This window comes from Pseudooceanicola marinus (assembly GCF_020177265.1).
GTDB classification, from domain to species: Bacteria; Pseudomonadota; Alphaproteobacteria; order Rhodobacterales; family Rhodobacteraceae; genus Pseudooceanicola; species Pseudooceanicola marinus_A.
Genome location: NZ_JAIVMC010000011.1, coordinates 41,020 through 62,850, shown reverse-complemented (window position 1 = coordinate 62,850; position 21,831 = coordinate 41,020). Strand labels below are relative to the sequence as shown.

Genomic DNA, 21,831 nt, shown 5'->3' with positions numbered 1-21,831 from the left:
GGCACGTGAAAAGGGCCGCCCGGGGGCGGCCCTTCGATCCGGCTGGCGCGCGGATCAGAGCGTGATGCGGAAGAGCGCGAAGCCGCCCTCGCCCTCGCCGGCGGGTTCGATGGTCACGCCCTCTACGCTGTCGGCATATTTCGCTGCCGCCGGGCCGGTTTCGAACAGCACCGTGGTGTCCTCCATCGGGGCGAAGGTCCAGTTGGCATCGGCAGAGGGGTTCACGGTGCCCTGTTCGACGATGTAGCGCACGATGATGTCGCGGTTGGTGTCCGGCCCCTCGAAGATGATGGTGGAGCCATCGTTGCCCGGGAAATGCCCGCCGCCCGAGGCGCGGTAGTTGTTGGTGGCGACCACGAATTCCATATCGTCGGTGACGGGCTGGCCGTCGTACATCAGATCGACGATGCGGCTTTCGTCTGAGATCTTCTCACCGTCGCGGTCGAACATCATCGGCTTCGACAGGTCGATCTTGTAGGTCACGCCGTCGATCACGTCGAAGTTGTAGCTGGGGAAGTCGGGGTTCAGCAGCACCGCGTCGGTCGCGCCCGGCTCCACCTGGTTGAACATGCCTGCCGAGCGGTCCAGCCAGCCGCGCAGCTGGGCGCCCGTGACCTTCACCGCGCGGATGGTGTTCGGGTAGAGATAGAGGTCGGCCACGTTCTTGATCGCGATCGGGCCGGTTTCGACCTCGGTGAAATACTCCGGTCCACCACGGCCGCCGGCCTTGAAGGGCGCGCCCGCCGACAGGAGCGGCAGGGCGGCGTATTCGGTGCCGGCCAGCATCTGTTCCAGGTACCAGGTCTGGGCGTTGGTCACGATCTGGATCGAGGGATCATCGGCCACCAGGGCGAAGTAGGATTGCAGCGGCGCCGAGGTCTGGCCCACTTCGGCGCGGACATAGGCCAGGGTGGCGTCATGTTCGGTCTGCGCCGCTTCCAGCACGGCCGGCACGCTTTCGACGGTGGGGGTGATCGAACGATCCTCGCCGCGCTCGTAGATCGGGCGGGTGGTGGCCTCATGCGCGACGACGCGCCAGCCGTTGCCGTCGGCCTCCAGCAGCAGATCGATCAGGCCCATGTGGCTGCCCCAGTAGCCGCCCATGACGGCGGGGGTGTCGTTGATGGTGCCCTTCTCGACGTCCACCAGCGCATAGCCCTCGTAGGTGGGCGAGGGGAAGACGAGGTGGCTGTGCCCGGTCATCACCGCGTCGATGCCCTCGATCCCGGCCAGCGGCACGGAGGCGTTTTCCATGCCCTCTTCATGATCGGCGGCGCCGATACCGGAATGCGACAGGGCGATGATGATGTCGGCGCCCTCCTCCTTCATCTGGGGCACGTAGGCGCGGGCGGTGTCGACGATGTCGCGGGCCTGCACATTGCCCTCCAGGTGGGCGCGGTCCCAGGTCATGATCTGTGGGGGCACGAACCCGATCAAACCGATCCGGATCGGCTTGGCCGTGCCGTCGCCCAGTTCGATCTGGCGATCGAGGATGACGTAGGGCGGGATGAAGGTGGTGTCGCCCGTGGGGTTGGCGGCCATTTCCTTCACCACGTTGGCCGAGACGAAGGGGAAGTCGGCGCCCGCGATGGCCTTTTCGAGGAAGGACAGGCCGTAGTTGAATTCATGGTTGCCCAGGGTCGCGGCGTCGTAGCCCAGGGTGTTCATCGCGGCGATGATCGGGTGCACGTCGCCCTCGGCCAGGCCCTTTTCATAGGCCATGTAGTCGCCCATCGGGTTGCCCTGGATGATGTCGCCGTTGTCGACCAGAAGCGTGTTGACCGCCTCGTCCCGGACCGCCTGCATATGGGCGGCGGTGCGGGCCAGGCCCACGGTGTCGTCGGGGCGGTCGGCGTAGTAGTTGTAGGGGAAGACATGGACGTGCAGGTCCGTCGTTTCCATGATCCGCAGGTGCGCCTGGCCGCTGGCGGCGCGGGCGGAGAAGGGGTGCAGGCTGAGCAGGGTCGCCCCGGCGAGCGTACCGCCCAGGAAATTGCGGCGGGACAGGGAGGTGGATTGTTTCAGTGTCATGGAAAGCTCCGGAAATGCACGTGACCGTGGTAATGCCGTCGTCACATGACGTTAGCATAACGGACAACGCTGCGGGCGGCTTTTGTCAGGGTGACGCGAAGTCGCGCCGATCCTTGCGCGCGGCAAATGGGCGAAGGCCGGTGCGCGCCCGCGGCGGGGGGCATTGAGCTTCCTCCGGGGGCGGGGCAGTCTGCCGCGGCAAGAAACAGGAACGACAAGACAGGAACGGCGGGCAGGATGATGTGGCAGGATCAGGAGGTGACCTTCGGCGGCACCGGGCTGGACCGATTGGCGCAGCAGCGCGGGGATGCGGCGGAGCTGGACGCACTGATGACGGAGCCGGGCGCGCGGACCCTGCTCTACTGGCGCGGCAATGTCCTGATCGAGGGCGGTGAGGCGGACCGCGCGCTGGCACGGCTGCCGCTGGATCATCCGGTGCTGGCCGAGGCGCTGGACGCCGCGCCGATCCTGCTGGGCCGGTCCGCCGACGGGGCGGTGATCTTTGCCCAGGACATCTCCGCCTGGCAGCCGCCGGAGCTGGAACACCGCGACGCGCCGCTGGGCTGGACCGTGGGCGGGCTGCCGCAGCACCCCGCCTTGGCCGAAGGACAGGGGTTCAGCGACCTGCGTGCCATCATGGCAGACCTGACCCAGGAGGAGGCGGAACTGGCTGCCACTGCCCGGGGGCTCTTCTCCTGGCATCAGTCGCATCGCTTCTGCGCCCGTTGCGGCCAGCCGTCGCAGATCGTCGAGGCTGGCTGGCAGCGTCGCTGCCCGACCTGCCAGGCGCAGCATTTCCCGCGCACCGATCCGGTGGTCATCATGCTGATCGCCCGGGGCGAGAACGTTCTGCTGGGCCGGTCCCATGGCTGGCCCGAGGGGATGTGGTCGGTGCCCGCGGGCTTCGTCGAGCCGGGCGAGACGATCGAGGCCGCGGTGCGCCGCGAGGTGCTGGAGGAAACCGCGGTGGAGGTGGGCGAGGTCCGCTACGTCTGCTGCCAGCCCTGGCCCTTCCCCAACTCGCTGATGTTCGGCTGTCGCGGTACGGCGCTGAGCGAGGCGATCACCGTCGATCCGGTGGAGTTGGAGGATGCCATGTGGCTGTCGCGTGAAGAACTGGCAACGGTCTTTGCCGGCGACCACCCGATGATCAGACGGCCGCGACGCGGCGCGATTGCGGAATTCCTCCTACGCAATTGGCTTGCGGACAGGCTGGCTTGACGTGATGTTCAATTTTGTGAAGGACAGGCTTTGCTCTCTTCCCCTCTATGGTGGCTAATCCATGAAGATCGTTGCGAAAGAAGACATCGAGGCGCCGATCGCGGATGTGTTCGACCGCGTGACGGATTTCCGCAGCTTTGAACGCTCGGCGATTCGACGCGGGGCAGAGGTGACTCGCAAGGATCGCCCGGCTGTCACCGGCGCCGGCGCGGCCTGGGACGTGCGGTTCGATCTGCGCGGCAAGCGGCGCGACATCGGCCTGGAAGTGACCGAGTTCGACGCGCCGGAGCGCATGGTGATGAAGCTGCGCTCGGAGGGGATGAAGGGCGGCGTGCTGGTCGATCTGGTGGCCCTGTCGCGCACGCGCACGCGGATCCGGATCGAGACGGAGATCAAGCCCAAGACCCTGTCGGCCCGCCTGCTGATCCAGTCGCTGCGGCTGGCGCGTGGCACGATCGAGAAGCGGGTGGCCGAACGGATGGCCGAGTTCGCCGCTTCCATCGAGGGCAAGCCGCGCAGCCCCGGCTGAGGGCGCGGGGCCGTACCTGCCGCCGCTCAGTCGCGCTGCGGATCGGCGGGGTAGACGCCCAGCACTTCGAGGCGCGAGGAGAAGTAGTTCAACTCGTCCAGGGCCAGCTTGACGTGCGGATCGTTGGGGTGACCTTCGATATCGGCATAGAACTGCGTCGCGGTGAAGCTGCCGCCAACCATGTAGCTTTCCAGCTTGGTCATGTTCACGCCGTTGGTGGCGAAGCCGCCCATGGCCTTGTACAGCGCGGCGGGTATGTTGCGCACCTCGAACAGCAGCGTGGTGATCATCTTGCCGCCGCCGCGCCGGGAATGGTCCGGCTCCATCGACATTTCCAGGAACCGGGTCGTGTTGTTCGACTGGTCCTCGATGTGGTGGGCCAGCACGTCCAGGCCGTAGACCTCGGCGGCCAGTTCACTGGCCAGCGCCCCGCGCGAGCGGTCGCTTTGCTGCGAGATCAGATGCGCCGACCCGGCGGTATCGGCGCCGGTGATCCGCTGGATGCCGTGGTCGGCCAGGAAGGCGCGGCACTGCCCCAGAAGCATCGAATGCGAGGTGGCCGAGGTGATGTCTTCGAGTTTCGTGCCCGGCAGGCCCATCAGGTTGATGTGCACCCGGACGAAGGCCTCGCCGATGATATGCAATCCCGATCCCGGCAGAAGGTAATGGATATCCGCAACTCGGCCGAATGTGGAATTGTCCACCGGCAGCATGGCCTTTTCCGCCGCGCCCTCCTTGACCGCTGCAATCGCATCTTCGAAAGTGCGGCAGGGGAGGGGTTCCAGATCGGGGCAGGCTTGGACGCAGGCCTGGTGCGAATAGGCACCCAGCTCTCCCTGGAAGGCAATTCGGCGAGTCATCTGGGGAATTCCGTGTTGTTTGCGTCAAAACGCCCGCATCGGGCGATTGGTCGCGGTAACTACACCTTGCTTTGCGCGAGGGGAAGCGGATAGATACGCGCCGAACAACTAGCTACGGATTCATCAGGGGCGCAGCGCACATGTTTGACACGATGACGGGAACGAAGATCATTGGCGGCCTTTGCGGCACGCTGCTGGTCTTCCTGCTGGGCAACTGGGCGGCGGACGTTCTTTACGACACCAGCGCCGGAGGCCACGGTGGCGAGGAGCACGCGCGCGGCTATGTCATCGACACCGGTGCGGACGAAGGGGCGGCTGCAGAGCCCGAACCCGAGATGTCCTTCGAGGAGGTCTTCGCTTCCGCCGATGCCGGTCGCGGCGAGCGTGTCTTCAACAAGTGCCGCGCCTGCCACAAGGTCGACGGTTCCAACGGCACCGGCCCGCACCTGGATGGTGTCGTGGGCCGCGAGGTCGGCGCTGTTGCCGACTTCAGCTACTCCGGCGCGTTGAAGGAAAACTTCGACGTCTGGACCCCGGAAAACCTGCAGGCCTTCCTGGAAGATCCGCGGAACACCGCCTCGGGCACCAAGATGTCCTTCGCCGGTCTCGACGACATCGAGGACCGCGCTAACGTCATCGCCTACCTGCAGAGCGTGAGCGAGTAACGCCCCACGCCTCGGCAAAGGTCCGCGACATGGATCAAGGCCGCCTGCGCATTGCGCGGGCGGCTTTTTTCTTGGGGACAGAAGAGCCTGTAAGGTTCTGGTAACCTCTGCTCACGCATTCTCGTCTTGAACATGGTTAATCGTGGCGATTAGCCTAGGTCCTCAAAGGAGGCCGCCGGTGCGGTCCGCGGCCCTGCCGCCCATCCTGCAAACATCGTCGAGGAGCGTCCCATGAATCGTCCCGAACCCCGTGCCATGGCCCTTGCCGCGACCCAGTCGCCGAGCCGGCGGGCGACGCTGTTGCTGTCGGGGCTGGGACTGGCGGCCCTGGTGGCCCTTGCCGGGCCGGCAGCCGCGCAGGACGACACGGCCGAGACCCAGGCCGAGGGACCGGAGATCATCACCAGTCACGGCTATTCCTTCTTCGGCGACCTGAAATACCCCGCCGATTTCGAGCATTTCGATTTCGTAAATCCCGATGCGCCCAAGGGTGGCGAGATCGCGATCGAGGCCTCGGGCACCTTCGACAGCCTGAACCCCTACACCGTGAAGGGCCGCGCCGGCGCGCTGTCGTCGATGATGTACGAAAGCCTTCTGGGCGATGCCGCCGACGACTACAACGGCGCCTACTGCCTGCTGTGCGAAACCCTGGAATACCCGGCCGACAAGACCTGGGTGATCTTCCACATGCGCCCCGAGGCGAAGTTCTCGGACGGCACGCCGGTCACGGCCCACGACGTTGTCTTCTCCCACAACCTGTTCCTGGAACAGGGGCTGCCCTCCTACGCGGCGGCGGTGAAGAAGGTCATCACCGGGGCCGAGGCGCTGGACGATCACACGGTGAAATTCACCTTCGCCGACGACGTGTCCCGCCGGTCGCTGGTCGAACAGGTGGGCGGTGTGACCGTGTTCTCGCAGAAATGGTTCGAGGAAACCGGCGCCCGCCTGGATGAGCCGCGGTTCGAGACCTCGCCGGGCTCTGGTCCCTACATGCTGGACAGCTACGACGTGGATCGCCGCATCGTCTACAAGCGCAATCCCGACTACTGGGGCGCCGACCTGCCGATCAACCAGGGGCGCTGGAACTTCGACACCATCCGGGTGGAGTATTTCGCCGACGATTCCGCCGGCTTCGAGGCCTTCAAGGCGGGCGAATACACCTTCCGAGAGGAAACCTCCTCGCGCCAGTGGGCCAATCAGTACGATTTCCCGGCCGTGCAGGCAGGTCATGTCGTCAAGGACGAGCTGCCCGACGGCATGCCGCCGAACAACACCGGTTTCGTCTTCAACCTCGGCAAGGAGAAGTTCGCCGATGTCCGCGTGCGCGAGGCGATCGCGCTGGCCTTCAACTTTGAATGGACGAACGAGAGCCTGCAGTACGGCCTGTTCAAGCATCGTGAGAGCTATTTCCAGGATACCCCCCTGCAGGCCGAAGGTGTGCCGGAGGGGGCCGAGCTGGCCTTCCTTGAAAGCCTCGGCGACGTGGTCCCGCCGGAGCTGTTCACCGAACCCGCGCGCGGCGTGCACGAAAGCCGCGCCAGCCGCCTGAACGACCGAGGCAACCTCGGCCGCGCGATGGAGCTGCTGGATGAGGCCGGCTGGACCGTGGGCGACGACGGCAAGCGCCGCAATGCGGATGGCGAGCTGCTGACCCTCGACTTCCCGATCGCCTCCTCCTCGGCACCCTCGATCCAGCCGATCCTCGACAACTATGCCCAGAACCTGATGGTCCTGGGGATCGAACCCGAGTTCGAGGTGGTCGATCCCAGCCAGTACACCAATCGTCGCCGCGACCGCGAATACGACATGCTCTACGGCGGCTACCGTGCCGGTCTGGGCACCGGCACCGGCCTGCTGCAGATGTATGGTTCCGCCGAGGCCGAGTTCTCGGTCTTCAACCCGGCGGGCATCGCTAGCCCGCTGATCGACGACATCATCTATGCCTCGTTGGACACAGAGACGCAGGAGGAGCAGGACGCCTCGCTGATGGCCCTGGACCGGGCGCTGCGGCATGAATTCCTGATGGTGCCCACCTGGTACAAGTCCGGCCACTGGGTCGCCTATTACGATATGTACGAACACCCCGATATTCCGCCCTACGACCTCGGCTACCTCGACTTCTGGTGGTACAACGCCGACCGGGCGGAAGAGCTGAGAGCCGCAGGCGCGCTGAGGTAAGCGCGACATGGGGGCCTATATCCTAAGACGCCTGGCGCTGGTCATCCCGACCCTGCTGGGCATCATGATCATCAACTTCGCCCTGACCCAGTTCGTGCCCGGCGGGCCGATCGAACAGATCATCGCCCAGGTGCAGGGGCAGGGGGACGTGACCGCAGGGTTCACCGGCGGCGCCAATGATGCCGCCGACATGTTCGAGGGCAGCGGCAATTCCGAATATGCCGGCGCCCGCGGCCTGCCGCCCGAGTTCATCGAGAACCTGGAAAAGGAGTTCGGCTTCGACAAGCCGCCGCTGGAACGGTTCATGCTGATGCTGTGGAACTACGTCCGGCTGGACTTCGGCGAAAGCTACTTCCGCTCCGTCTCGGTCATCGACCTGGTGATCGAGAAGCTGCCGGTGTCGATCACGCTGGGCCTGTGGTCCACGCTGATCGCCTACATCATCTCGATCCCGCTGGGGATCCGCAAGGCGGTGAAGGATGGTTCGCGTTTCGACAACGTGACCTCGGGCATCATCATCGTGGCCTATGCGATCCCGGGCTTCCTGTTCGCGGTGCTTCTGATGGTGCTCTTCGCCGGCGGATCCTACTGGCAGATCTTCCCCCTGCGCGGGCTCACCTCGGACAACTTCGACCAGCTCAGTCTCGGCGGAAAGATCCTGGATTACCTGTGGCACATCACCCTGCCGGTGCTGGCCTCGACCATCTCGGCCTTTGCCACGCTGACGCTGCTGACCAAGAACTCCTTCCTGGACGAGATCAAGAAGCAATACGTGATGACCGCCCGGGCCAAGGGCCAGACGGAACGCCGCGTCCTCTACGGCCACGTCTTCCGCAACGCGATGCTGATCGTCATCGCGGGCTTCCCCAGCGTCTTCATCGGCGTCTTCTTCGCCGGCTCGCTGATCATCGAGACGCTGTTCTCGCTCGACGGACTGGGGCGGCTTGGCTTCACCGCCGCGCTGGCGCGCGACTACCCGGTGATCTTCGGCACGCTGTTCATCTTCGGCCTGATCGGGCTGGTGGTCGGGATCCTGTCGGACCTGATGTATGTCTTCGTCGACCCCCGCATCGACTTTGAAAGCCGGGAGGGGTGAGATGAGCCTGATGGACGAAGAACGCATGCCGGGCCAAGAGGCGCCGGCCCCGGTGGCCGAGGCCCCCAAGGGGTTCCTGTCGCCCCTGAACAAGCGGCGCTGGCGGTCCTTCCGCCGCAATCGCCGGGCCTTCTGGTCGCTGATCCTCTTCGTGATCCTCTTCGGCGCCTCGCTGTTTGCGGAGTTCATCGCCAACGACAAGCCGATCCTGGTGAACTATCGCGGCGACTACTACATGCCGATCTTCAGGTTCTACCCGGAGACGGAGTTCGGCGGCGATTTCCGCACCGAGGCGATCTATCGTGACCCTGAGGTGCAGTGCCTGATCGAGAGTGGGGGCCTCGACATCTGTTTCGACGATCCCGAAGCGGTGATGGAGGATGCCCGCGACGGCGTGGTCGAGGGCGAGGAGATCCAGCGCGGCTGGACCCTCTGGCCGCCGATCCCCTATTCCTACGACAGCCCCGTGGAACGCCCGGGCGCGGCGCCGCTGCCGCCCAACGACCAGAACCTTCTGGGCACCGACGACACCAAGCGTGACGTGCTGGCGCGGGTGATCTACGGCTTCCGCCTGTCGATCCTCTTCACCCTGATCGTCACCGTCTCCGCCTCGGCCATCGGGATCTTCGCCGGCGCCGTGCAGGGCTATTTCGGTGGCAAGATCGACCTGATCTTCCAGCGGGTGATCGAGATCTGGTCGTCGACGCCCTCGCTCTACATCATCATCATCCTCTTCGCTATCCTGGGCCGAAGTTTCTGGCTACTGGTTCTGCTGACCGTCCTGTTCGGCTGGATGGCCCTGGTGGGCGTGGTGCGGGCGGAGTTCCTGCGCGCCCGCAATCTGGAATATGTCCGCGCGGCCAAGGCGCTTGGCGTGTCGAACCGCGTCATCATGTTCCGCCACATGCTGCCCAATGCCATGGTCGCCACGCTGACCATGATGCCCTTCATCGTCACCGGCACGATCTCGACGCTGGCCAGCCTGGATTTTCTCGGCTTCGGCCTGCCCAGCTCCTCGCCCTCGCTGGGCGAGCTGACGCTGCAGGCGAAACAGAACCTGCAGGCGCCCTGGCTGGGCTTCACCGCCTTCGTCGTCTTCGCCGTGATGCTCTCGCTGCTCGTCTTCATCTTCGAAGGCGTGCGGGATGCCTTTGACCCCAGGAAGACCTTCAAATGAGCATGCTAAAGGTCCGGGATCTGCGCGTCGCCTTCACCCAGGACGGCCACAGCGTCGAGGCCGTGAAGGGGGTCTCCTTCGCCGTCGACCGCGGCGAAACCGTGGCCCTGGTGGGCGAATCCGGTTCCGGCAAATCCGTCTCGGCGCTGTCGACCGTTTCGCTTCTGGGCGAGAACGCCCATGTCTCCGGCTCCGTCACCTTCGACGGGGAAGAGATGGTGGATGCCCCGAACGCCAAGCTGCGCAAGCTGCGGGGCAACGACATCTCCTTCATCTTCCAGGAGCCGATGACCTCCCTCAACCCGCTGCACACCATCGAGAAGCAGCTGGCGGAGAGCATGGCCCTGCACCAGGGCATGAAGGGGCGCGGCTGGCTGAAACGCTGGCTGGAAGGCTGGATGGGGCTGAAACCCGTGCCGGTGCTGATCGGGTTGATCGTCTTCTTCGGCTTCCTGGCGCTTTACGGGGCCTTCGTGGCCACGGCGCCCGAGGAACCTTCGCTGGACTTCCTCGGCGCCTTCGGGGCCGAGGCGGTGGAACGGCTGTTCCGCGCCGTCCTCTGGGCGCTTGGCCTGACGGCGGTGCTCTGGGCGGGCAAGGCCGTGCTGAAGGCGCGGCTGGCGCAATGGATCACCGGCAGCGAAACGCGGGACCGCTCCATCGCGCTGCTGAAACAGGTGGGGATCCGCGATGCCGAATCCCGGCTGACGGCCTATCCGCATGAGTTGTCGGGCGGTCAGCGTCAGCGCGTGATGATCGCCATGGCCCTGGCCAACAAGCCCGAGCTGCTGATCGCGGATGAACCGACCACCGCGCTGGACGTGACGATCCAGGCGCAGATCCTCGACCTGCTGGCGGATCTGAAAGCCGACAGCGGCATGGGCTTGCTGTTCATTACCCATGACCTCGGGATCGTGCGACGCATCGCCGACCGGGTCTGCGTGATGAAGGACGGCGAGATCGTCGAGGAAGGCCCGACCGACGCCATCTTCTCGGCCCCGCAACACCCCTATACGCAGATGCTGCTGTCGGCGGCCGCCACCGGCGCCCCGCAGGAGCCCTCGGGCGATGCGCCCGTCGTGCTGGAGACGGAGCATCTGCGCGTCTGGTTCCCGATCCAGAAGGGGCTGATGAAGACCACCGTGGGCCATGTGAAGGCGGTCAACGACGCCTCTCTGACCCTGCATGCCGGCGAAACCCTGGGCATCGTGGGCGAAAGCGGGTCAGGCAAGACCACGCTGGCCCTGGCGCTGATGCGGCTGATCGGGTCCGAGGGCAAGGTGCGCTTCGACGGGCGCGACGTGCATGCCCTGTCGACGGCGGACCTGCGGCGGCTGCGCAAGGACATGCAGATCGTCTTCCAGGATCCCTTCGGGTCGCTGTCGCCGCGGATGACGGCGGAGCAGATCATCGCGGAGGGCCTGTCGGTGCACAAGATCGCCGATGACCGCCCGGTGCGCGAACTGGTGGCCGAGGTGATGACCGAGGTGGGTCTGGATCCGGCGGCCATGGATCGCTACCCGCATGAATTTTCCGGTGGCCAGCGCCAGCGGATCGCCATCGCCCGGGCGATGATCCTGCGGCCCAAGCTGGTGGTGCTGGACGAGCCGACCTCGGCGCTGGACATGACGGTGCAGGTGCAGATCGTCGATCTGCTGCGTCGGTTGCAGGAGAAATACGGGCTGGCCTATCTCTTCATCAGCCACGACCTGAAGGTGGTCCGCGCCATGTCCCACCGGGTGATGGTCATGCGCCACGGCGACGTGGTCGAGGCCGGGCCCGCCGCCCAGGTCTTCGACGCGCCCCAGGCGGACTACACCAAGGAGCTGTTCGCCGCCGCGATGGACCGCTGAAGCGAACTCCCGAGCCAGGCGCCTGACGGACAAAGGGGCGCGGAGCCTGCCGCTCCGCGCCCCTTCTTCGCGCCTCTCCCCGGATCAGATGGCCGAGGAATGCCGCGCCTTGGCCCCGTCGTAGTCGTCGAAGGCCCGCGCCACCAGCCGGGTCAGCGGCTGCGCATCTGCGGGAATGGTCAGCCCGTCTTCGGTCACGCGCAACAGTCCGTCGAACTGCGCCGCGACCTCGCGGAACATCGCGGTCAGGGTTGCCGCGCTGATGCCGTAGTCGCGGACAATCTCGGCGGTGCGGACGCCGAAGTCGCACATGATCGCCTCGATGATCCGGGCGCGCATCTTGTCCTCGCCGCGATAGGCATGGCCCTTGGCGGTGGAGAAACGGCCCTCGCGGATCGCCTTGGTATGGACGCCCGTGGCGGGCGCGTTCTGGGTATAGCCCTGCGGGAAACGCGAGATCGAGGAGGCCCCCATGCCGATCAGCGCCTCGGCCTGGTCATCGGTGTAACCCTGGAAGTTGCGCTTCAGCGTCCCGGCCTTCTGCGCCTTCGCCAGCCCGTCGTCGGGCAGGGCGAAGTGGTCGATGCCGATCTCGGCGTAATTGTCCCACAGGAACAGCTTGCGCGCGGTGGCGAAGAGTTCCAGCCGCTCGGCCGGGGTGGGCAGGGCGTCGGAAGGCAGCATGCCTTGGCGCCGCGCCATCCAGGGCACATGGGCATAGCCGTAAAGCGCCACGCGATCGGGCGACAGCGACAGCAGCTTCTGCACGCTTTCGGTGATCTTCTCGTTGGTCTGATGCGGCAGACCGAAGAGGATGTCGGCGTTCAGGCTCTCGATGCCATGGGCCCGGATCGCCGCGATCACGTCGCGGGTCACCTCGTAGCTCTGCTCGCGCCCGATGCATTCCTGGATCATCGGGTCGAAATCCTGCACCCCGATGGAGGCGCGGTTCATGCCCGCGGCGGCCAGCACCGAAAGGCGCGCCTCGTCGACCTCGTTGGGGTCGATCTCCACCGAGAACTCGGCGCCCTCGGCAAAGGGCACGACCTCGGCCACGCGGCCTGCCAGGGTCTCCATCATGCCGGGACTGAGAAGGGTCGGCGTGCCGCCGCCCCAGTGCAACCGCGACAGGCGCACTCCAGCCGGCAGATGCGTCTGCAGCAGGTCCAGCTCGGCCAGCAGCGTGTCCATGTAGGCGCGCACCGGTTCCTCGCTTTGCGTGCCCTGCGTCCGACAGGCGCAGAACCAGCACAGCCGCCGACAGAACGGCACGTGGATGTAGAGAGAGATCTCGGCCCCTTCCGGGATGGCTTCGATCCACGACGCATGTTCGCCCGAGCCGATCGCGTCGGAGAAATGCGGGGCCGTGGGGTAGCTGGTGTAGCGCGGCACTTTCGCGTCAAACAGTCCCAGGCGTTCAAGTTGCGTTTTGGTGACCATGAGAATAGGGTTTACCGGAGCGCCAGAACGGCGCATTGACCCAGATCAACCCTCCCATAGACTGCGGTTTGACATGCTCCAGGAAGATTTCTCCTTCGTCTCCCACGATTGCGGCGATTGCCCGATCCGCCACCGCGCCGTCTGTGCCCGTTGTGAAACGGATGAATTGGAGCGTCTGGAAGAGATCAAGTATTACAGAAGCTTCGAGGCCGGCCAGACGGTGGTCTGGTCCGGGGACCGGATGGATTTCGTCGGCTCCGTCGTCTCGGGCATCGCCACGCTGACCCAGACGATGGAAGACGGGCGGACCCAGATGGTCGGTCTTTTGCTGCCCAGCGATTTCGTCGGCCGCCCGGGGCGGGAAGGCGCGGCCTACGACGTGGTGGCGACCTCCGATCTGGTCATGTGCTGCTTCCGCAAGAAGCCATTTGAGCAGATGATGGAAACGACGCCGCATATCGCGCAGCGTCTGCTGCAGATGACCCTGGACGAGCTGGACGCCGCGCGCGAATGGATGCTGGTGCTGGGCCGCAAGACGGCGCGCGAAAAGATCGCCTCTCTGCTGGCCATCATCGGACGCCGCGATGCCTCGATCAATTCCCTGTCGATCCAGGAAAAGATCGTCTTCGATCTGCCGCTTACGCGCGAAGCGATGGCTGACTACCTCGGGCTGACGCTGGAAACGGTCAGCCGCCAGATCTCGGCGCTGAAACGCGAAGGCATCATCGAGCTGCAGGGCAAGCGCCACGTGACCGTGCCCGATTTCTCGCGCCTGCTGGAAGAGGCGGGTGACGATTCGGACGGCGGCCTGCTGGTCTGAGGCGGGGCCACCGCGCGGGTGATCCGCCGCACCGCGCCGTTTTATCGCCCTGTCGGGCGATGCCTCTGGCTGGGATACTTTCGGTAAAGAGAAGACTGGGGCGCAGCGCGCCCAAGCCTTAAGCGCGCTCGGCCCGCCAAGTCGGTCAAAGGGCGCGCGGTCGCCGTGACGCGCCCCTCCTCTGTCCATGTGTTGGCCGGAAATATCCCGGGGGGCATTGAGCCCGCGAGGGCTCAAGGGGGCCAGAGCCCCCTCCCGCTATGCTCCGGGCGGCAGCCTCATGAAAAAGGGGCGGATCCGAAGATCCGCCCCTGATGCGTTTGACCTCTGCCGGCGCTCAGTGCGCCATGAAGATCGGCAGTTCGGTGCCTTCCAGCATGTGCCGGGTGGCGCCACCCAGGATCGCCTCGCGGAAGCGCGAATGGCCATAGGCCCCCATGACGATCATGTCCGCGCCGATGTCCGTCGCGTGGCGGCTGATCAGGTCCGAGATGCGCGGCATGGTTTTCGAGATCACGTCGATCTCGGTCGCCACCCCGTGACGCGCCAGCCAGGCGGCCAGCATGCCGCCGGGGTCGGAGCGGTCGGGGCCGTGCATCGGCGGGTCGATCACCACCACATGCGCCGCCGCGGCCTTCTGCAGCATCGGCAGCGCCTTGCGCACAGCGGCCAGGGCCTCGGGTGTTTCGTTCCAGGCGATCAGCGGCTTCTTCGAGGTCAGCGATTCGGCCGGATCGTCGGGCAGGACCAGGACCGGGGTGCGGCCTTCGAAGAGCACCGATTCGATGATCGGCTCATCCTCCACGCCCTTGCCGTCGCCATAGGGCTTGGGCAGCACGACCAGATCGGAGAAGCGGGCGCGCCAGGCGACGTGGCGGCCAATGTCGCCCATCTGGGCCACGTCGGTGTCCACGGCGTAGCGCAGGCCGGCGCCTTTCAGCAGTTCAGTCGCTTCGGCTTCGAGCGCATTGGATTCTTCGGTGGCGCGGGTGATTGCCTCCTGCAGGACCATCGCGTTGGCGCCTGCGTAGTAATAGCCCATCTGCGTGCGATCCACGCCGAGGCAGAGCACGTCGAGGTGAGCGTCATGTGACAGGGCGAGGGCGGCAACCTGATCGAGATGGGCCTGAAGCCCTTCTTTTCGCGTCAGGATCGTGAAGATCGTGTTGTAGGCCATGGGAGCCTCCTGAGCGGTTGTTCGGTGAAAAATCGTTACCAAACCACGAGATACCTTGACCAGAATGTGGTCGATAAGGTGTGTTTAACATGTGGGAAATTACCTCACATTGATCTTCGTCAACACCTCACGGTTTCGCGATTGATACAGATCAAGGCATGTGATTCAGCACCGACGCAATAAGCGGAGGTCGCAACTCCGATAAGAAGCGGGGGGAGAATTCCGCCTCGTTGGACTGACAAAGGGACGCGTTATGACAAATGCAATCAAGCTAGTCGCGCTGGCGCTGGTCGCGATTTTCGCCGCGATCGCCGCCAATTATGCGCGCGACCTGGCGTATATGGTGAACATGCTGGTGGTCATGCTGGCCGCCTCGGTGACGTTCATCTACACGCTGCGCAAGACGGATGAGGACCGCGACCTGCGGGACCTGTCCGGGGAATACATGGACGGTGTTGTCCGCTACGGGGTGATCGCCACCGCCTTCTGGGGCGTCGTGGGTTTCCTCGCCGGCGTGTTCATCGCGTTCCAGCTGGCCTTTCCCGTGCTCAACTTCGACTGGGCCCAGGGCTATCTGAACTTCGGGCGCCTGCGGCCGCTGCACACCAGCGCCGTGATCTTCGCCTTCGGGGGCAACGCGCTGATCGCGACCTCCTTCTACGTGGTCCAGCGGACCTCGGCCGCGCGTCTCTGGGGCGGTGGCCTGGGCTGGTTCGTCTTCTGGGGCTACAACCTCTTCATCGTCATGGCCGCGCTGAGCTACGTCCTCGGCGGCAGCCAGTCGAAGGAATACGCGGAACCCGAATGGTACGTCGACCTTTGGCTGACCATCGTCTGGGTGGCCTACCTGGCGGTCTTCCTCGGCACGATCATCAAGCGGAAGGAACCCCACATCTACGTGGCCAACTGGTTCTACCTGTCGTTCATCGTGACCATCGCCATGCTGCACGTGGTCAACAACCTGGTGATCCCGGTCAGCATCTTCGGCGGCAAGTCGGTGCAGGTGATGGCCGGCGTACAGGATGCCATGACGCAGTGGTGGTACGGCCACAACGCCGTGGGCTTCTTCCTGACCGCGGGCTTCCTCGGGATGATGTACTATTTCATCCCCAAGCGCGCCGAGAAGCCGGTCTATTCCTACAAGCTGTCGATCATCCACTTCTGGGCGCTGATCTTCCTCTACATCTGGGCCGGTCCGCACCACCTGCACTACACCGCGCTGCCTGACTGGGCCTCGACCCTCGGCATGGTGTTCTCGATCATCCTGTGGATGCCCAGCTGGGGCGGCATGATCAACGGCCTGATGACGCTCTCGGGTGCCTGGGACAAGCTGCGCACCGACCCGGTGATCCGGATGATGGTGATCGCAGTGGGCTTCTACGGCATGTCCACCTTCGAAGGCCCGATGATGTCGATCCGTGCGGTCAACTCGCTGTCGCACTACACCGACTGGACCATCGGTCACGTCCACTCCGGCGCGCTTGGCTGGAACGGCATGATCACCTTCGGCGCGCTGTACTACCTGGTGCCCAAGCTGTGGAACCGCAAGGAAGTCTACTCGCTGTCCATGGTCTCCTGGCACTTCTGGCTCGCCACCATCGGCATCGTTCTCTACGCCGCCTCCATGTGGGTGACCGGCATTATGGAAGGCCTGATGTGGCGCGAAGTCGACGCCAACGGCTTCCTGGTGAACTCCTTCGCCGACACCGTGGCTGCCAAGTTCCCGATGTACGTGGTCCGTGGCCTGGGTGGCGTGATGTACCTCGCCGGTGCGATCGTCATGTGCCTCAACCTCTGGCTCACCGTGAAGAAGCAACCCGCCGAGAAGACCGTCCACGGCCTCGTGCCGGCGGAATGAGGAGCAGATAGATGGGTATCCTTGATAAACACGCGTTTCTTGAAAAGAACGCCACGCTCCTCCTGGCCTGCTCCTTCGCCGTGGTCACCATCGGTGGCATCGTGGAGATCGCACCGCTCTTCTACCTCGAAAACACCATCGAGGACGTGGAAGGCATGCGCCCCTACACGCCGCTGGAACTGGCCGGCCGGGACATCTACATCCGCGAAGGCTGCTATGTCTGCCACAGCCAGATGATCCGGCCGATGCGGGACGAGGTGGAACGCTATGGCCACTACTCGCTGGCAGCGGAGTCGAAATACGACCACCCGTTCCAGTGGGGCTCGAAGCGGACTGGGCCCGACCTCGCCCGCGTCGGCGGTCGCTACTCGGACGAGTGGCATGTCGATCACCTGACCAACCCGCAGTCCGTGGTGCCGGAATCGGTGATGCCGAAATACGGCTTCCTGACCCATGCCATGATCGAGGGCGAATACATGCAGGACCTGATGTCCACGCATGCCCTGGTCGGTGTCCCCTACACGGAAGATCAGCTGGAAAACGCCCAGTCCGACTTTCTGGCCCAGGCGGATCCCGACAGCGATTACGACGGGCTGCTGGAACGCTACGGCGAGGACAGCGTAAACGTGCGCAACTTCGACGGTGAACCGGGCATCTCCGAAATGGATGCGCTGATCGCCTACCTGCAAATGCTGGGCACGCTGGTCGACTTCTCGACCTTCTACCCAGACGAAAGCCGCTGAGGGGGATCCGATGGATATCTATTCGATCCTACGCCAGTTCGCGGATAGCTGGATGCTGCTGGCCCTGTTCCTGTTCTTCGTGGGTGTCGTGCTGTGGGTGTTCCGCCCCGGTGCCCGCAAGACCTACGAGGATACGGCGAACATTCCTCTGCGCAACGAAGACCGCCCCGCCCGCGACGTGAAAACCGACACGTCCGAGCCGGCCTTCGCAGGAAAGGACCTGTGAGATGAGCGATGACCTGAAACAGAAACACGGCACCACGGGCCACTCCTGGGATGGCATCGAAGAGCTGAATACGCCCTTGCCGCGCTGGTGGCTGTGGACCTTCTACGCCTGTATCGTCTGGGGCGTCATCTACACGGTGATGTATCCCGCCTGGCCGCTGGTGAACCAGGCCACCTCCGGGGTGCTGGGCTTCTCGACCCGTGCCCAGGTGGCCGAACGGATCGCCGAGGTCGAGGCCGCGAACGCCGGCATCAACGAACAGCTGGCCTCGGTCGAGCTGACCGAGATCGCCGGTGATCCGGAGCTGAACCAGTACGCGGTGTCTGCCGGTGCCTCGGTCTTCCAGACCTGGTGCGCGCAGTGCCACGGGTCGGGGGCGGCCGGTGCGGTCGGCTATCCGAACCTGCTGGACGATGACTGGCTCTGGGGTGGCTCGATCGAGGACATCCACTACACCGTCACCCACGGCATCCGGAATGAGGATGACTGGGACGCCCGCTACAGCGCCATGCCGGCCTTCGGTCGTGATGAGCTGCTGACGGACGAGGAAATCGACTCGGTGGTGAACTACGTCATGTCCCTGTCGGGCGAACCGCGGGACGCCAGCCTGGTCGAGGCCGGGGCGGAAGTCTTCGAGTACAACTGCGTCTCCTGCCACATGGAAAACGGCACCGGGGACCGGGAACAGGGTGCGCCCAACCTGACCGATGCCATCTGGCTCTACGGTGGGGACTACGAGACGATCCACGAAACGGTCGAAAACGCCCGCTTCGGTGTCATGCCCAACTGGGGTGAACGCCTGAGCGAAGCGCAGATCCGCGCCGTGGCCACCTATGTCCACCAGCTGGGCGGCGGCGAGTAAGCCCGCCCGCTGAAACGAATTTGGCGGGGGGTGCCCCCCCGCCAATCCAGACCCCCGCTCTCGTGGTGGGGTTGGCACCGGCCGCTTCGTCCTGTTCGCGCGTTTCCTTGAACGGTCGGTGCCATTTTTCTAGCCCGCCCCGGGCCTTCGGGGAAGCCCGCCCTGCGATCGCAGGGCGGGCTTTTTTCATTGCTGCGCGCGGGGTGGGCAGGAGATGGGTTGCGGTTCAGCGACAGCGACGCGGTTTCGCGGGCCACCAGTAGAAACGCGGCGCGTCAGGGTCGGGCATGCGGCGCCGGGGCTGGTTCTGCTGGTAGCGGTCGGCGCGGCGGATGCGTTCGTCCAGAACGTCGAGGGGGCGGTAGAGGATCGGATCCATGGGGATCACTCCTTTCGGGACTGTCTGTGCGGTGTCAGTCGTTCCGCCGGGCATCGCGCGGGGCGCGCAGGCGGGGCAGGCGGGTTTCGGCCACGGGCGGCGCGCTGCGGCGCTCCAGGCGGGTGGCGGTCAGCAGGCTCTGTGCGTAGATGTTGAACATGGGTCTCTCTCCGGTTGGGGTGTCTGACCTTGTTTTACGGGACAGACCCCCGAATCCCCTATTCAGGAATGTTTCCCATGTGTAAGTCTGGCTTACATGATCGACTGGACCGGCCTTCCCCCGATGACGGCGCTGCGCGCTCTGGCCGCCCTGGCGGAGACGGGCACAACCGTCGCCGCCGGCGCCCGGCTGAACGTGTCCCATGCCGCCATCAGTCAGCAGGTGAAGCAGCTGGAAAGCCACCTGGGCCTGCCGCTGGTGCGCCGTGGCGCCCGTGCCCTGGAACTGACGGCCGAGGGGCGGCAGCTGGCTGATGCGGTGCTCGCGGGCGTGGCGGGCATCGAGGAGGTGGTCACGCGGCTGCGCGGGGACCTGGCCGAACGTCCGATCCTGGTTACCTGCACCCCCACCCTGGCGGCGCAGTTCCTGATGCCGCGCCTGGGCGACTACCAGGCCCGCCATCCCGGCCTGTCCCTGATGATCGACCCGACGCCCGCGCTGCGCGATCTGGGCCCCGGCGGGGCCGACCTGGCCCTGCGCTATGGCAGTGGCCACTGGCCCGGGCTGGAGGCGCATTTGCTGGTGGAAAGCCCGATTGCCGTCCTCGCCTCGCCAGGGCTGATTCCCGAAGGCCATTTCCCCAGCCCCGATGAACTGTCCAGCTATCCCTGGTTCCAGGAGCTGGGCACCAACGAGGCTGGAGAGTTCCTTGAATGGCAGGGCAGCAAGCTGGATCCGCGGCGCGGCGTAACGTCGCTGCCGGGCAACCTGATGCTGGAGGCGCTGCGATCGGGGCGCGGTGTCGGGGTCATGGCGCGGGCCTTCGCGGAGGAGGAACTGGCCGCCGGGCGCCTGCGCCTTCTGTTCGAGGACGTACGGAAAAAGGGCTATTTCCTGCTCTGGCACGCGCCGACGCTGCGTCCCGAGGCGCGGGACTTCGGCCGCTGGTTGCTGCGGCAGGCCCGGGCGGCCTGGGGCGACAGGGCCGGGGCGAGCGAAGCGGGGGGATCACAACCGGGGGCGCAATAGGTACAGTGAAAATGTCGCATTTGATGCAGGTCAATGTTGGGAAAACATCGGTTTGCGAGAAGGCTTTGTAATTGCATCCAAAGGAACGCCCCCGTGTCTGCTTCCGATACAGAAGATCCCAAGCTCTATGCTGCCAGGGAACCGATCTTTCCCCGCCGGGTGAAAGGCCGCTTCCGGAACCTGAAATGGGTCATCATGATCGTGACCCTGGGCATCTATTACCTGACGCCCTGGATCCGTTGGGACCGGGGCCCGAACCTGCCCGACCAGGCGGTGCTGATCGACCTGGCCAACCGGCGGTTCTTCTTCTTCTGGATCGAGATCTGGCCGCATGAGTTCTACTTCATCGCCGGGTTGCTGGTGATGGCGGGGCTGGGGCTGTTCCTGTTCACCTCGGCCCTGGGTCGGGTTTGGTGCGGCTATACCTGTCCGCAGACCGTCTGGACCGACCTCTTCATCCTGGTGGAGCGCTGGATCGAGGGCGACCGCAATGCCCGCCTGCGCCTGCATCGGCAGAAGAAATGGGATGTCCGGAAGGTCCGCCTGCGGATCACCAAGTGGGTGGCCTGGTTCCTGATCGGCCTGGCGACGGGGGGCGCCTGGGTCTTCTACTTTGCCGATGCACCGACGCTGCTGCGTGACCTGGTGACGCTGAACGCCCACCCGGTGGCCTATACCACGATGCTGCTGCTGACCGCGACGACCTTCCTCTTCGGCGGCTTCGCCCGGGAACAGATCTGTATCTATGCCTGCCCCTGGCCGCGCATCCAGGCCGCCATGATGGACGAGGACACGATCACTGTGGCCTACCGTGACTGGCGGGGGGAGCCGCGCGGCAAGCACCGCAAGGCCGAAGGCGCCGAGGCCCTGGGGGACTGCATCGACTGCCATGCCTGCGTCAACGTCTGCCCCATGGGCATCGACATCCGCGACGGGCAGCAGCTGGCCTGTATCACCTGCGCGCTGTGCATCGACGCCTGCGACGACATGATGGACAAGGTCGGCAAGCCGCGCGGGCTAATCGACTACATGGCGCTGACGGACGAACAGAACGAACGCGCCGGCAAGGAACCCCGCAAGATCACCCGCCACATCTTCCGCCCGCGCACGATCCTCTACACCGTGCTCTGGGCCGCCGTGGGCGTGGGCCTGGTCGTCGCGCTGTTCATCCGGCCCGACATCGACATGACCGTCGCCCCGGTGCGCAACCCGACCTTCATCACCCTGTCTGACGGCACCATCCGCAACGTCTACGACGTGCGCCTGCGCAACAAGCAGGGCGAGGCGCAGGTCTTCCGCCTGTCGGCCGAGGGCGATCCCGCCCTTGAGGTTCAGGTGGAAGGCAGCGAGGATGCCACGGTGACGGTCGACGCGGACGCCACCCACCTGGCGCGGGTCTACGTGACCGCCGCCCCGGGCACCACACCGGCAACATCGGACCGGACCGAGTTCACCCTCTGGGTCGAGGACACGTCCAGCCAGGAACGGTCGAGCGAGGAAACCGTCTTCAACGGAAGGGCCAACTGA

General features: G+C 65.2%; 20 protein-coding genes. 14 read left to right on the top strand and 6 right to left on the bottom strand.

The features are described from left to right. Positions 1-54 precede the first annotated feature (54 nt). Positions 55-2,031, bottom strand: coding sequence for a bifunctional 2',3'-cyclic-nucleotide 2'-phosphodiesterase/3'-nucleotidase (locus LC066_RS18315; protein ID WP_224902076.1), 1,977 nt, complete (start codon positions 2,029-2,031; stop codon positions 55-57). A gap of 240 nt (positions 2,032-2,271) precedes the next feature. On the opposite strand from LC066_RS18315, the gene nudC reads away from it, so the two are divergent. Both nudC and LC066_RS18305 read left to right on the top strand, forming a co-directional pair. Continuing rightward, on the top strand, positions 2,272-3,252 hold the full coding sequence (gene nudC, locus LC066_RS18310) for an NAD(+) diphosphatase (RefSeq protein ID WP_224902241.1): 981 nt from the start codon (positions 2,272-2,274) through the stop codon (positions 3,250-3,252). Positions 3,253-3,313: 61 nt separating this feature from the next. Then, positions 3,314-3,781: an SRPBCC family protein gene (locus LC066_RS18305; RefSeq protein ID WP_222474939.1), complete on the top strand. Its 468-nt coding sequence runs from the start codon at positions 3,314-3,316 to the stop codon at positions 3,779-3,781. A 26-nt stretch (positions 3,782-3,807) separates the two neighbouring features. On the opposite strand, the gene LC066_RS18300 is transcribed toward LC066_RS18305, so the two are convergent. Further along, entirely contained in the window at positions 3,808-4,641 is an 834-nt protein-coding gene (locus LC066_RS18300; RefSeq protein ID WP_222474938.1) for a prephenate dehydratase, read from the bottom strand. Positions 4,642-4,781: 140 nt separating this feature from the next. On the opposite strand from LC066_RS18300, the gene LC066_RS18295 reads away from it, so the two are divergent. The 5 genes from LC066_RS18295 to LC066_RS18275 all read left to right on the top strand — a co-directional run bounded on the left by LC066_RS18295 (position 4,782) and on the right by LC066_RS18275 (position 11,610). Beyond that, the gene (locus LC066_RS18295; protein WP_222474937.1) at positions 4,782-5,306 is read left to right on the top strand and encodes a c-type cytochrome; all 525 of its coding nucleotides are present in this window, start codon (positions 4,782-4,784) and stop codon (positions 5,304-5,306) included. Between the two features lie 231 nt (positions 5,307-5,537). Then, a complete protein-coding gene (locus tag LC066_RS18290; protein ID WP_224902073.1) occupies positions 5,538-7,484 on the top strand; it encodes an extracellular solute-binding protein in 1,947 nt (648 codons plus the stop codon). 7 nt (positions 7,485-7,491) lie between these two features. Beyond that, positions 7,492-8,580 carry a microcin C ABC transporter permease YejB gene (locus tag LC066_RS18285; protein WP_222474935.1) on the top strand — a complete coding sequence of 363 codons (1,089 nt, stop codon included), beginning with the start codon at positions 7,492-7,494 and terminating at the stop codon, positions 8,578-8,580. A gap of 25 nt (positions 8,581-8,605) precedes the next feature. Beyond that, positions 8,606-9,757 (top strand): ABC transporter permease, encoded by a 1,152-nt coding sequence (locus LC066_RS18280; RefSeq protein WP_224902238.1) that lies wholly within the window; start codon positions 8,606-8,608, stop codon positions 9,755-9,757. Further along, on the top strand, positions 9,754-11,610 hold the full coding sequence (locus LC066_RS18275) for an ABC transporter ATP-binding protein (protein ID WP_224902070.1): 1,857 nt from the start codon (positions 9,754-9,756) through the stop codon (positions 11,608-11,610). The genes LC066_RS18280 and LC066_RS18275 overlap by 4 nt, the downstream gene beginning before the upstream one ends. An 84-nt stretch (positions 11,611-11,694) precedes the next feature. On the opposite strand, the gene hemN is transcribed toward LC066_RS18275, so the two are convergent. Then, complete coding sequence (gene hemN / locus LC066_RS18270; protein ID WP_224902068.1) at positions 11,695-13,050, bottom strand: oxygen-independent coproporphyrinogen III oxidase; 1,356 nt, start codon at positions 13,048-13,050, stop codon at positions 11,695-11,697. Between the two features lie 73 nt (positions 13,051-13,123). On the opposite strand from hemN, the gene fnrL reads away from it, so the two are divergent. After that, the gene (gene fnrL / locus LC066_RS18265) at positions 13,124-13,870 is read left to right on the top strand and encodes a transcriptional regulator FnrL (RefSeq protein ID WP_222474933.1); all 747 of its coding nucleotides are present in this window, start codon (positions 13,124-13,126) and stop codon (positions 13,868-13,870) included. A gap of 337 nt (positions 13,871-14,207) precedes the next feature. Here the strand turns inward: fnrL and LC066_RS18260 are convergent, their stop codons facing one another. Then, positions 14,208-15,047, bottom strand: coding sequence for a universal stress protein (locus LC066_RS18260; RefSeq protein WP_222474932.1), 840 nt, complete (start codon positions 15,045-15,047; stop codon positions 14,208-14,210). Positions 15,048-15,300: 253 nt separating this feature from the next. Here LC066_RS18260 and ccoN point away from each other — a divergent pair, with 253 nt between their 5' ends. The 4 genes from ccoN to ccoP are packed head-to-tail and all read left to right on the top strand — an operon-like array spanning position 15,301 to position 18,736. Next, positions 15,301-16,905 carry a cytochrome-c oxidase, cbb3-type subunit I gene (ccoN, locus tag LC066_RS18255; RefSeq protein WP_224902065.1) on the top strand — a complete coding sequence of 535 codons (1,605 nt, stop codon included), beginning with the start codon at positions 15,301-15,303 and terminating at the stop codon, positions 16,903-16,905. Positions 16,906-16,916: 11 nt separating this feature from the next. Further along, the gene (ccoO, locus tag LC066_RS18250) at positions 16,917-17,648 is read left to right on the top strand and encodes a cytochrome-c oxidase, cbb3-type subunit II (protein WP_222474931.1); all 732 of its coding nucleotides are present in this window, start codon (positions 16,917-16,919) and stop codon (positions 17,646-17,648) included. 10 nt (positions 17,649-17,658) lie between these two features. Then, on the top strand, positions 17,659-17,874 hold the full coding sequence (locus LC066_RS18245; RefSeq protein ID WP_224902062.1) for a cbb3-type cytochrome c oxidase subunit 3: 216 nt from the start codon (positions 17,659-17,661) through the stop codon (positions 17,872-17,874). Between the two features lies 1 nt (position 17,875). Continuing rightward, positions 17,876-18,736, top strand: coding sequence for a cytochrome-c oxidase, cbb3-type subunit III (ccoP, locus tag LC066_RS18240; RefSeq protein ID WP_224902059.1), 861 nt, complete (start codon positions 17,876-17,878; stop codon positions 18,734-18,736). 226 nt (positions 18,737-18,962) lie between these two features. On the opposite strand, the gene LC066_RS18235 is transcribed toward ccoP, so the two are convergent. Beyond that, positions 18,963-19,115: a hypothetical protein gene (locus LC066_RS18235; protein ID WP_224902056.1), complete on the bottom strand. Its 153-nt coding sequence runs from the start codon at positions 19,113-19,115 to the stop codon at positions 18,963-18,965. A 34-nt stretch (positions 19,116-19,149) separates the two neighbouring features. Beyond that, a complete protein-coding gene (locus LC066_RS21485; protein ID WP_263625175.1) occupies positions 19,150-19,275 on the bottom strand; it encodes a hypothetical protein in 126 nt (41 codons plus the stop codon). Positions 19,276-19,371: 96 nt separating this feature from the next. On the opposite strand from LC066_RS21485, the gene LC066_RS18230 reads away from it, so the two are divergent. Continuing rightward, positions 19,372-20,304: a LysR family transcriptional regulator gene (locus LC066_RS18230; RefSeq protein ID WP_224902053.1), complete on the top strand. Its 933-nt coding sequence runs from the start codon at positions 19,372-19,374 to the stop codon at positions 20,302-20,304. Between the two features lie 93 nt (positions 20,305-20,397). Further along, positions 20,398-21,831 carry a cytochrome c oxidase accessory protein CcoG gene (gene ccoG / locus LC066_RS18225; protein ID WP_224902051.1) on the top strand — a complete coding sequence of 478 codons (1,434 nt, stop codon included), beginning with the start codon at positions 20,398-20,400 and terminating at the stop codon, positions 21,829-21,831.

Excerpts from the sequence above, each read along its gene's own strand:
- LC066_RS18315 (WP_224902076.1), bottom strand. The coding sequence starts at position 2,031 with ATGACACTGAAACAATCCACCTCCCTGTCCCGCCGCAATTTCCTGGGC.
- nudC (WP_224902241.1), top strand. The coding sequence starts at position 2,272 with ATGTGGCAGGATCAGGAGGTGACCTTCGGCGGCACCGGGCTGGACCGA.
- LC066_RS18305 (WP_222474939.1), top strand. The coding sequence starts at position 3,314 with ATGAAGATCGTTGCGAAAGAAGACATCGAGGCGCCGATCGCGGATGTG.
- LC066_RS18300 (WP_222474938.1), bottom strand. The coding sequence starts at position 4,641 with ATGACTCGCCGAATTGCCTTCCAGGGAGAGCTGGGTGCCTATTCGCAC.
- LC066_RS18295 (WP_222474937.1), top strand. The coding sequence starts at position 4,782 with ATGTTTGACACGATGACGGGAACGAAGATCATTGGCGGCCTTTGCGGC.
- LC066_RS18290 (WP_224902073.1), top strand. The coding sequence starts at position 5,538 with ATGAATCGTCCCGAACCCCGTGCCATGGCCCTTGCCGCGACCCAGTCG.
- LC066_RS18285 (WP_222474935.1), top strand. The coding sequence starts at position 7,492 with ATGGGGGCCTATATCCTAAGACGCCTGGCGCTGGTCATCCCGACCCTG.
- LC066_RS18280 (WP_224902238.1), top strand. The coding sequence starts at position 8,606 with ATGCCGGGCCAAGAGGCGCCGGCCCCGGTGGCCGAGGCCCCCAAGGGG.
- LC066_RS18275 (WP_224902070.1), top strand. The coding sequence starts at position 9,754 with ATGAGCATGCTAAAGGTCCGGGATCTGCGCGTCGCCTTCACCCAGGAC.
- hemN (WP_224902068.1), bottom strand. The coding sequence starts at position 13,050 with ATGGTCACCAAAACGCAACTTGAACGCCTGGGACTGTTTGACGCGAAA.
- fnrL (WP_222474933.1), top strand. The coding sequence starts at position 13,124 with ATGCTCCAGGAAGATTTCTCCTTCGTCTCCCACGATTGCGGCGATTGC.
- LC066_RS18260 (WP_222474932.1), bottom strand. The coding sequence starts at position 15,047 with ATGGCCTACAACACGATCTTCACGATCCTGACGCGAAAAGAAGGGCTT.
- ccoN (WP_224902065.1), top strand. The coding sequence starts at position 15,301 with ATGACAAATGCAATCAAGCTAGTCGCGCTGGCGCTGGTCGCGATTTTC.
- ccoO (WP_222474931.1), top strand. The coding sequence starts at position 16,917 with ATGGGTATCCTTGATAAACACGCGTTTCTTGAAAAGAACGCCACGCTC.
- LC066_RS18245 (WP_224902062.1), top strand. The coding sequence starts at position 17,659 with ATGGATATCTATTCGATCCTACGCCAGTTCGCGGATAGCTGGATGCTG.
- ccoP (WP_224902059.1), top strand. The coding sequence starts at position 17,876 with ATGAGCGATGACCTGAAACAGAAACACGGCACCACGGGCCACTCCTGG.
- LC066_RS18235 (WP_224902056.1), bottom strand. The coding sequence starts at position 19,115 with ATGGATCCGATCCTCTACCGCCCCCTCGACGTTCTGGACGAACGCATC.
- LC066_RS21485 (WP_263625175.1), bottom strand. The coding sequence starts at position 19,275 with ATGTTCAACATCTACGCACAGAGCCTGCTGACCGCCACCCGCCTGGAG.
- LC066_RS18230 (WP_224902053.1), top strand. The coding sequence starts at position 19,372 with ATGATCGACTGGACCGGCCTTCCCCCGATGACGGCGCTGCGCGCTCTG.